Raw genomic sequence first — 10,484 nt, forward strand, 5'->3', positions numbered from 1 at the left:
TTACTGTTAATGGGCTGGTTGGAGCATAGTAGCAATACGCTAGCTAAAACGCTTTGTAAGCAGCGCGACGCGATGTTATTTTAGTTTCAATAAACAAAGGGCCTTTACAATGCGATAGGCTTCACAAGAGAACAAGAGTGGATAGAAACCTCGACGCCATAGACGAATTGAATGAAGCCGCTGTGGATGCAGGTTTCGATTGCAGCTATTTGCAACTGGATCAGGGCTATCTCAAGGCGTCATCCAGATCAATTCAGGTGGGTCAGGTCGGGCTGGTCCGAGAGGTGGTGGACAGAAGCGTCGAATACCGCGGCGTAATGTTCGCAGATACGCTGACATTCATGTCGGTGCTTGAAGGGGAGAATGCGCGGATAGCAGGCCTGCCCGGCGGAAGCGCATATTTGTGGTTTGTTCCCAGTGGTTTTCATCTGTCCATGGTGACAGGCGGATATATTGATGTCGTTACGATTTCGGTACCGCGGGAAGTGCTGCTCCCTCACGTTCCGAGCGCTAGTCCTGCAGGAAATATCTTTTCGATTAATGAGCCTGCGGCTCTCAGGTTGCCCGAGAAAAACGCCGAGAACCTGAAATCTACGCTGGCGGCGTGTTTCTCTTCTGAAAGCAACTTTGCAATTGCTGGCGAACTGCAGACCCTGATCGTAGAGGACATCGTCAATATTCTGAGAAAGGTTCGCATTGGTCGTGGCGTTGCGTCGGACCGGAACTTCAAGCAGCATGACAGGCTCATAAAAGCATCTGATTTCATCGCGGAAAACCTGCACCGACCCGTTTCGATCTCCGAGTTGACGGAAGTCACGGCGACCAGCGAACGCACCTTGCTGAGGCATTTCAAAGCGCACTACGGGCTTTCTCCAAATCAATACGCCCGCATCAAAAGGCTGGAAGAAGTGCGGAGATCGCTGAAGTCCCAGCGGGGGAGGCATGGGGCCATCACCAAAGCCGCCATGGATTTCGGGTTCTCACATCTGGGACGTTTTGCTGCTGAGTTTCAAACCCACTTTGGCGTCCTGCCAAGTGTAGTTGTCGGCAAAGCGGTTGGCACAGAAGGGTCGCCGCAAGGCTGCGGTTGAGGGCTCTGCGCGCTCGGAGCACCGCAGCTCGCGGAACTGCTATTAGCGTATCACGAAGCCATGTCTCGTTGGATCGTGGCAGTCACCGAAACGACTTGCTCAAAAGCGTTGTCGGAAATCGGATATGTCTTTGGCGCATTAGGCGCATGATTTTGCCGCTAGCTGCATAGAGACAATTGCCCCCGATTTGTAGCGTCTATTCGAACCATGGGGGCGATTTGTTTTGCGCGTCAGACAGACGGGTTGCCACGCCCTCACAGTGATCCAGGCTCGTACAGCCTGCCAAGTGGGAGAGACCTAAGATGTCGAGATTGCAAGACAAAGTAACGATCATTACCGGTGCAGCTTCCGGTATGGGCAAGGAAATGGCACTGCTGTTTCTGGACGAAGGCGCGAAAGTCGTCGCGGCAGATATCAACCAGGATCGCCTCGACGAGCTTGAAAAAGAGGTTGCCGACAAAGGGCAGTCCGTCGCGACAACCATATCGAACATCGCGGACAAGGCGCAGGTCGAAGCGATGATCCAGTTGGCCGTCGATACCTACGGTCGCCTTGATGTGCTCGTGAACAACGCAGGCATCATGGACCAGATGCAGCCGGTCGGCGACGTCGAAGACAAAGGCTGGAACCTGATCATGGACGTCGACCTCACAGGCAATTTCTATGGCATGCGCGCGGCGGTCCGGCGGTTTGAAAAACAAGGCGGTGGCGTCATCGTCAATGTGGGATCCATCGCTGGCATCAGCGGTGGGCGTGCGGGGGCGGCCTATACGGCGGCAAAGCACGGCATGATTGGCATCACGAAAAGCACGGCGCATATGTATGCAAAGGAGAACATTCGCTGCAACATGATCTGCCCGGGCTCCACTGCGACGAATATCTCCGAAAGCATGGGCGATATGTCCAACTACTCGGAACGGATTCAGGATCGGATTTTGTCCGGCATGGTGCTGAACCCGCGTCGAGCGCACCCCAGAGAGATTGCAAATGTGGCTCTGTTCCTTGCGAGCGACGAATCCAAAGTCGTCAACGGTGCGGTGATTACTGCCGACTCTGGTTGGTCAGCTTACTAGTTGCGCAAACTGGACCGGTCCGCGTGCAATCTGCCTCGGAGCGCTGGCCGGTCCTGCTCTTTTCCTCCAGTTTTGGGTGCTTATTCGCTGCATGAACAGATTGGAAAATAAGGTTGCCATAATCACCGGTGCCGCGAGCGAAATAGGCCGGGCCACGGCCAGCTTGTTTGTGAGCGAAGGCGCAAGGGTACTCGTCTCTGATTTGAGCGAAGGCGTTTGCAAGGCGGCTGTACGACAGATCGGGCGCGAGAACGTCAGCTATCTCGCTTGCAACGTTGCGGAACCGGAAGACAACGTAAAACTTGCTCAGAGAGCAGTGGAGCTATTCGGCGGTGTCGACATCCTTATCGCCAATGCCGGCATCGAAGGGGACACACGGGACATCCTGAGCTTAACGGAGGAAGCCTTCGACTTGCCCTACAAGGTAAACGTCAAGGGACCGTTTCATGGGATACGAGCGGTAGCAAAATATATGAAAAAACGCGGCGGTGGCAGCGTCGTCATCAAGTCTTCAATCGCGGCGCAGCGCGCCGGGCCTTTGCCCTATACAACGTCACAGCACGCAGTGACCGGTCTGACGCGCTCTGCGGCAAGACAGCTTGCAAGATACAAGATCAGGGTCAATTCGGTGAATCCGGGCGCCGTATCGACAAACATGATGTACGAATCGCGACTGCAAACCGGTGGGGCGAAAGTGGCGGGCGCGATGAAAGCGCAGATCCCGTTGCATCGGTTCGCAACTCCCGCTGAAATCGCCGAAGTCATATTGTTTTTGAGCAGCGACGCGAGCGCCTGCATTACTGGATCCGCTTATGTGATCGATGGCGGTGAACTCTCGTAGCTCTCTGATCCAATCGGTCAGATCAGGAACTGAACACACCGGCTGACCCGAAGAAAGGAAGTCAAAATGTCAAAGACCATGAAAGCGGCCGTCGTAACGGAGTTTGGCAAACCGCTTAGCATTATGGAAGTGGGTGTGCCAACAGTGGAAGCAGGCCAGATCCTTGTCAAAATGCAAGCGTCAGGTGTCTGCCATACCGATCTCCACGCGGCGGATGGTGACTGGCCCGTGAAACCAAATCCGCCCTTCATTCCCGGACATGAAGGCGTCGGTTTTGTAGCTGCTGTTGGTGCCGGCGTCACGGCAGTAAAAGAAGGCGACCGGGTCGGCGTGCCTTGGCTTCACACGGCATGCGGCCATTGCAAGCACTGCCTTTCCAGTTGGGAAACGCTTTGCGGCGAGCAGCAGAACACCGGTTACTCGGTCAATGGCGGGTATGCGGAATATGTCCTCGCCGACCCCAACTACGTTGGCCATCTGCCCGATACTCTCGACTTTGAGCCAGCGGCACCCATCCTCTGCGCAGGCGTTACGGTCTACAAGGGGCTCAAGGAGACCGACACCAAGCCTGGTGATACCGTTGTTATATCCGGGATTGGCGGATTAGGGCATTTGGCGGTGCAATACGCAAAGGCAATGGGTTTGCATGTGATTGCCGTGGACATAACGGATGACAAGCTTGCGCTTGCGTCACGATTGGGCGCTGATGCCGTGATCAATGCGCTTGAGACAGATCCCGTCAAGGAGGTTGCTGGCATGTGCGGCGGTGCGGACGGGGTTCTCGTCACTGCTGTATCAAAAACTGCTTTTTCCCAAGGTGTCGGTATGCTCGGAAAACGGGGAACCATGTCCCTTGTTGGCTTGCCGCCCGATACGTTCGATCTGGACATTTTCGACACCGTTCTCAGCCGGAAGACAATTCGCGGATCCATTGTCGGCACGCGGCAAGACCTTGCGGAGTGCCTCGAATTCGCAGGCGAAGGCAAGATCAAGGTGCAATACGCAACCGAACCTTTGGAAAACATCAACAGCATTTTTGACCGTATGCGTGCCAACAAAATCGACGGCCGCATTGTCATGAAACTGTGAAGGGTCTCAAAATGAACAGCGTTTCGAAGCCGGATTGGCTACAGTATACCCTTGCCGTCTTGGGCTTCGCCACATGCTCCGCCTTCTGTGTCACCTCACAAGCAGCTGCACAGGATGCGGAAGCGCTCGCCAAAGAACTGAACAATCCGGGCGCTGCAAAAGCCACGCTGAATTTCAGTTTAACCCACAGAACCTACGACGGTGATTTACCTGGGGCCTCTGGTCAGGAAAGCACTACCCTAAGATTCAGACCGGTTTTCCCGTTTAAACTTCAAAATGGCGACAATCTAATTTTTCGGCCAGCTCTGACTTACGCAAAGGATTTTCCCGTATTTGACTCTGCTGCAGGCCGTTTCAGAGGTGAAGATGGCTGGCTCGATATTCCTTTCGACGTGCTCTATGCGTGGCAAAACGGGGACTGGACTCTCGGCGTCGGCGCGGTTGGATCGATCCCTGTTGGAAACAGTCTTTCTTCTGACAACTGGTTGCTAGGGCCCAGCTTTGTAGCGGTAAAGACAACGAATTGGGGACTGTTCGGTATCTTCCCGAGCCACAACGAAAAGGTTGGAGGGAGCGGTCCGTCGACTTCTCTCACATCCTTTCAGTATTTTGCCTTTGCAAGTATTGGCAATGGATGGTTGATCGGCACTGATCCTATTATCACCTATAACTGGGAGGCCACATCAAGCGAAGCATGGACATTCCCTGTTACACTGAATGTTAACAAAACAACTGAAATCGGAGGACTTCCTTTCAAGCTGGCCTTCATAGCCGAAAAGAACCTTCAAGCGCCTGATCGTTTTTCGCAAGACACAAGATTTGAGTTTCAGATCAGTCCGGTGGTCACTAATCCTTTTCAGCGAAACCCACCAATGCCTTCTGTAGACGCTGCGACCCGCGCTGCCGTGCTTGCCCCAATTTCCCGTTACTGAAAGCGCAGACATCGGCAGATGTCCGGATAGGTTTTGGCAATCCCAACAAATTTATCGGCCAGAAGCGAGTGTACCATGCACTGAGCGTGCTACTCGAGTATGTTCTTGTAGATGTGTCCGTCCTTCATGATGATTGTGAAGTTGTCTTCGGGGTTGCCGATCAGGGAGATATCGGTCAGCGGGTTGCCTGCCACCAGCAAAATATCGGCATAGGCGCCCTCTTCAATCACACCGTTTTTCCCGGGGTATGGGTTTCTTGGACCGGACAAGGCGAATAACTGTTGATTGTCGTGGGTCGCCATTTTCAGAACTTCAAAGGGCGAATACCACTGCGTCAGCTTGGCCAACTGATAACCATGTCTTTTTGCCAACTCAGGGTCGTAGGCAATGTCCGTACCGAAGGCAACTTTGACGCCGTGTTTTCTGGCCAACTCGTAGGCGCGTTTTGTCCCCTCTGCAACCCGAAGGAACTTTCCCCTTTGCAAGTTAGGAGATCCCTCAGCAGGAAACATAGCATCCTCGTCATCGAGAAACGGTTGCATTGAAAGCCACACGCCTTTTTCAGCAAGAAGCTTTATTGTCTCTTCATCGATAAGCTGACCATGGTCGATACACTGCACACCAGCCTCGACCGCCAGACGAACCGCGTCGGAAGTGTAGGCATGAACCGTCACGTAAGTATTCCAGCTCGCGGCGGCCTCGACAGCGGCTTTTAGTTCATCGAGTGTGTACTGTGACGCATCTATCGGGTCATTTGACGAACTGATACCGCCACCGGCCATGACCTTGATTTGCGAAGCGCCCTGCATCAGCGCTTCCCGGACGCGTTGAAGGACGGCGGGTCGCCCGTCGGCGACAATACCCAGCCCGGTGCGCTCCAACGGCTCAAGAATGCGATTGGCCTCAGCCGGGACCTGCATGCGCGTCCGAACGTCACCGTGCCCGGACGTTTGCGAAATCAATGGACCGCTCGGATAGATACGAGGGCCAGGGACTACGCCGTCGTCAATCGCAGATTTCAAACCGAAAACCGGTCCTCCGAGATCGCGTACAGTGGTAAAACCACGCATCAGCAATGCTTCGGCTTCGAGCACGGCGACCGTGTGCATGTAACCCGGATGCTCTCCAAATATCTTCGAGGCGGGCAAGGTCGCCGTCATAACATGATAGTGCGCATCCGTTAGGCCCGGCATCAGAGTGTGGTCGCTGCCGTCTATTACAACGGCCCCCCGAGACTCGATATCGGCAGAAGTGATCTGACTTATCACATTGTCTTCAACTAGAACGTTCACGTCCTCTATCAGCGCCTCATTCATACCGTCGAAGACATCGACGTTCTCGAAGAGGACGCGGCCGACTGCCTCTTGCGCCAATGCCGCAGAGGACGAGGCTAGCGCCACCACTAGTCCGATCACAAGTTTCATCTCTATTCCTTCTCTTAATAGCTCGCACGGTTTAGTGGACGCTCTCAGCCAGCCTGTGCACATTTGGCATCTGCCGTTGTTTCTCAAGCACCTTCTGTCGCTGCGCTTTGGAGGGTGGCTTGAGGCCAGCTCTTTCTTGCCTTCTCAGGCGAAGGCAAGAAGAACATGGCAATGGAAACGGGTATCAGCAGAGCACCCATGGCGAGGAATGCTGTGTCATAAGATTGCGTGGCTTCATAGATCAACCCGGTCACATACGAACCAAAGCTTCCCAAAATTAGAACCAACGTCGCGATCCCCAGAATCACACCGATCGATTTTGCTCCGAGCCGGGAGGTATAAAAGATTGGCAGCATAGGCAGTGTTGCACCAACAGCGGAGCCCAACAATAGACACGCGATGTAGAGCACTGTCACGGAAGGCTCACCGGACAACAAGAATAGGGCGGCTGCCATCAGGACCGCCATAATCCAATAGACAACGCGGTGATCGATCCGTTCGCTTGCACTGCTTGCCGCCAGCTTGCCGATCACCTGGCCCACCGCGATAGTGGAGATCAGCTTAGCGGCCAGTCCGTCCTTGACCCCTTCGGCGCCTTCACCGAAGGAAAGCGAATTTACAAGAGCACCCAGATTGAACTGCACGCCGGTATAGGCCGCCATCAAGGGAACAATTCCCAGAACCGGAATCCAGAACGTCGGCATTCTGACAAGCTGACTGGCTATCCAGTCAGGTTCGACTTGCGCACCCGCCTGCGTATCCGTTTCAGACGGGTCCGCAGGCTTCGGCGGATCCTTTCTGAGCACCAACCCATTCAGAGGAAACAACACTGCAACTGCGCCGACGGCGAGAATGATCATCGTCATCCGCCAGTCAAACGCCGCGATCAAGGCCGAAATGACCAAAGGGAGTACAAACCCACCAACCGAGCTTCCCAGAGACGAAACGCCCAGAGCCACGCCGCGGCCCTCCGTAAACCATTTGCTAACAAGTGTTTGAGAGCTCAGTGAGCCACAAAAGATGATAGCTGCGGGAAGAAGCGTCGCGTAGGCAGCCAGAATCATCCAGAACGCTGATGCAAACGATATGAGCAGTAGACCAGCCGCAAGACAGGCAACCCCAATCAGGATCAACGTTCTCAGGCTCAACTTGTCCATCAGCTTGCCTGCAAAGGGGCTGGCCAGACTGTTGACGACCAGCACGATGGTAGAGCCAAGCAACACCTGACTTTGTGGTACCTGGAATTCCTCGGCCCAGGGCAAGACAAATAGCGCGTAGCCCGAAAGCAGAACGCCCATCGCAATACTTTGGTTTGCGAGTGTCGTGCCAACGACAAACCAGCCATATGTGTTCTTGGTGCTCATGGTTTCATTCCTTCGATTTTCGTTGGCAATGCAGTCGGCCGTCGAGCGCCGCTAGGCGCGTTGTTTTGGTCGCCCTGTCCGCGTTCGCGTCGCGAACAGGGTTGTTTCCACGTGGGTCAGATCGCCTTCTGGCCACCGTCCGCCATGTGCACGGTGCCGTTGATCCATGTGGATGCATCACTGCTCATGTAAAGAAGCGCTTCGGCGATCTCCATAGGATCCGCCCAACGTCCCAGTGGGATTTTCGCCTTGTAAGCCTTTGAAAATTCCTCGCCCAGTTCTTCCTCGACGCGCAAGAACATCGGTGTCGCGATGGGGCCGGGATTGACCGAGTTCACCCGGATTTTGTGTTGTGCCAGTTGCCTTGCTCCGCAGCGGACAAGCCCGGTCACTGCGTGTTTGGACACATTGTAGGCCGTGGTCTGCCCCCCCATGGTCGCACCGACCGATGACGTGATAACGACGCTGCCGCCGCCACGCTTGATCATCGATGGTACGCAGGCCTGCATGTTAAAGAGCGGACCTTTGACATTGACGGCAAAAGGGAAATCGAAATCCGGTTCGGTGACATCCATGATTGCCAACGGTTTGCCTTCAACACCGGCGTTGGCGACCAGCGCGTCGATACCACCGAACTTTTCTTCGGCTGTGGCGGCCATTCTGAAGCTGTCGTCTCGGTTGGTCACATCGCCAGCAACATAAATCACATCGTCGGAGGCAAGCTGTTCAACCGCTGCCTTGCAGCTATCCTCATTCAGGTCGAAGATGACCACTTTGGCACCTTCTTTCAAAAACAGCTCCGATGCCGCGAGGCCGACACCGCTAGCGCCGCCTGTAATAATCGCAACTTTTCCATCCATTCTGTTCATGTGGTCGCTCCTATTCTTGATTGCGTTTGATTTGTGTCCGTATTTCTTCGGAGGTCGAGATTTTCAAAATGTGATCCTTGTCCGAATACCGAACAGCCAGATTTCGTCATCGACTGGATTCAGAAGTGGGTTTCCAATCCTCTGGATGTCGAACGTGACGGCCAGGTTTTTGGCGAGGTAGTAGTTATAAAAAAGCTCGGTTGCGTTTTGCCAGCCGAAACCGGCAGAAGATTCTCCGCGGGAGTGGGCAAGACCAAGGATGTCAGCCCCGTTTCGCATCTTTTTGCGAAAGCCTGCCAGAAACGATGTGTTGTAAGGGGGCGCGTCCCCCTCCGAGAATCCTATGCGAGTAAACGGGTTCCAATCGCCGAATGTCCAGCTCGCTGTGAGTGCTGCGCCGTAGCTTTCTTCCGTTCCGGCGTCTTCACGTTCGTCGAGGTGCCATAGCGTGAGGCTGATTTTCTTGTCCAACCGTTCCGCTTGCGAGGGCACGTAGCCGAGTTCTACGCCAGTCCAGAATTCCGCACCACCCTCAAAAAATTCGAGGTCGTCAGATGTAAATCCATTGGCGTCGAAGGTGCCAGCCACGCCGTAGATATTATCGTTAAAATAGTAACCGCCCAAAATGCCCCAACTCGATTGTGGCTGCAGCACGCTGACCGGGTTGACGACTTCGTTGTTCATGAAACCGGTCCAAGGATTTGAAAACCCGTGGGTGTAGAAAAAGTTGTTCGGGTCAATCCGCCCTATGGCAAAGCCTGATGTTCCGCTACGGAACGGTTTGGCATAGTAAAGCGAGTAGAGATCAAACTTGGTGTCTCCAAGAATTGCGTTGGTTGTGCCGACATATCCGAATTGCTGCGCCAAAGCACTGGGCGCAACGCCATTCCCAATTGCATGTCTGTAATCGAATGTGAATTCTATCCGCCCCGCGTCGCGGTTCTCGAGACCCCTTGACTTCCATACTCCCGTGAACCGGAACAATCCCCCTAAGCCATAGTCTGGCTCGTTTAGAACGCGATCTGCCTTTTGATAATTGATCTGGTAGTGGCCGCCCATACGAAAGTTGGCGTTTTGCTCGATGCGTTCCTTGAATTTGAACCAAGGATCTAGCGCTTTGTCAAAACCGGGTAAGATATAAGAGGGACCCGTGTCAGTTCGACGATTCTGGATTTCATCCAAGTAGACCTCAGGTGCGCTGGGTCCGCCAAAACCGGCACCTAACCGCGCTGGCGCAGCTTCGACGCCGCTCTGAGCAAGAACAGAAGCGGGACAAAATAAAGCGCAAGCAACGCTGAACAACCTCAAAAGTTTGGGCCCGGCGCGCTCACTCTCACCACATTGACGATGCGTACTTTCATCAAGTGTTACACGAGCGGAAGCGCTCGTTTTTTTGAGGTATCGCGCTGACTGTGTTATTTTGAAATGGTTCGCAGTAGAGTTGCAGAGATCGAATGCTTTTTTTGCGACGCGAGAGACTCGAAAAGTCGAGAAGAGGTTTGAGTAGATTCGTTTCACAGCAGGTCCTCTGGCGGGCACCGTAAGGTAAAAACTATCGTCCAAAAGCGACAATCCGAAGTCCGGCAAACATCGAGCTGCAAATCGCCAATTTACTATCCTAAATCCGTCACGGGGAAATTAAGGCTGGTATTGTCAGATTAGCTTCGCCTGAGCGAGGAAGGGCGGTTGCGCGGCCGCGAGAGGTGAGTTGAAGATAGGGGGCGGGACTTCACGAAACCCGCGAGACCCTTCTTCAAGTGCTCAAGGGGTATTGCCAAGTTGTTCAGGCTGAATGATCTGG

Annotated in this window: 9 protein-coding genes; 5 read left to right on the forward strand and 4 right to left on the reverse strand. The window is 54.1% G+C overall.

The window, feature by feature from the left end; genetic code table 11:
* The first annotated feature begins 137 nt into the window (after nt 1–137).
* The 5 genes from GS605_RS20770 (at nt 138) to GS605_RS20790 (ending at nt 5,026) form a co-directional block, all read left to right on the forward strand.
* On the forward strand, nt 138–1,091 hold the full coding sequence (locus GS605_RS20770) for a helix-turn-helix domain-containing protein (protein WP_171725196.1): 954 nt from the start codon (nt 138–140) through the stop codon (nt 1,089–1,091).
* Nucleotides 1,092–1,393: 302 nt separating this feature from the next.
* On the forward strand, nt 1,394–2,164 hold the full coding sequence (locus GS605_RS20775) for an SDR family NAD(P)-dependent oxidoreductase (protein WP_171725197.1): 771 nt from the start codon (nt 1,394–1,396) through the stop codon (nt 2,162–2,164).
* A 91-nt stretch (nt 2,165–2,255) separates the two neighbouring features.
* The gene (locus GS605_RS20780; protein ID WP_171725198.1) at nt 2,256–3,005 is read left to right on the forward strand and encodes an SDR family NAD(P)-dependent oxidoreductase; all 750 of its coding nucleotides are present in this window, start codon (nt 2,256–2,258) and stop codon (nt 3,003–3,005) included.
* 66 nt (nt 3,006–3,071) lie between these two features.
* Entirely contained in the window at nt 3,072–4,094 is a 1,023-nt protein-coding gene (gene adhP, locus GS605_RS20785; protein WP_171725199.1) for an alcohol dehydrogenase AdhP, read from the forward strand.
* 11 nt (nt 4,095–4,105) lie between these two features.
* Nucleotides 4,106–5,026: a hypothetical protein gene (locus tag GS605_RS20790; protein ID WP_171725200.1), complete on the forward strand. Its 921-nt coding sequence runs from the start codon at nt 4,106–4,108 to the stop codon at nt 5,024–5,026.
* Between the two features lie 89 nt (nt 5,027–5,115).
* On the opposite strand, the gene GS605_RS20795 is transcribed toward GS605_RS20790, so the two are convergent.
* The 4 genes from GS605_RS20795 to GS605_RS21305 form a co-directional block, all read right to left on the reverse strand.
* Nucleotides 5,116–6,450, reverse strand: a complete 1,335-nt coding sequence (locus GS605_RS20795; protein WP_171725201.1) for an amidohydrolase family protein — start codon at nt 6,448–6,450, stop codon at nt 5,116–5,118.
* Nucleotides 6,451–6,533: 83 nt separating this feature from the next.
* Nucleotides 6,534–7,814: an MFS transporter gene (locus GS605_RS20800; protein ID WP_171725202.1), complete on the reverse strand. Its 1,281-nt coding sequence runs from the start codon at nt 7,812–7,814 to the stop codon at nt 6,534–6,536.
* Between the two features lie 116 nt (nt 7,815–7,930).
* Nucleotides 7,931–8,683, reverse strand: a complete 753-nt coding sequence (locus tag GS605_RS20805; protein WP_171725203.1) for an SDR family NAD(P)-dependent oxidoreductase — start codon at nt 8,681–8,683, stop codon at nt 7,931–7,933.
* 63 nt (nt 8,684–8,746) lie between these two features.
* Entirely contained in the window at nt 8,747–10,201 is a 1,455-nt protein-coding gene (locus tag GS605_RS21305) for a carbohydrate porin (RefSeq protein WP_171725204.1), read from the reverse strand.
* Between the last annotated feature and the right edge of the window lie 283 nt (nt 10,202–10,484).

The sequence above is a fragment of the Ruegeria sp. HKCCD7559 genome (assembly GCF_013110575.1).
GTDB lineage: Bacteria > Pseudomonadota > Alphaproteobacteria > Rhodobacterales > Rhodobacteraceae > Ruegeria.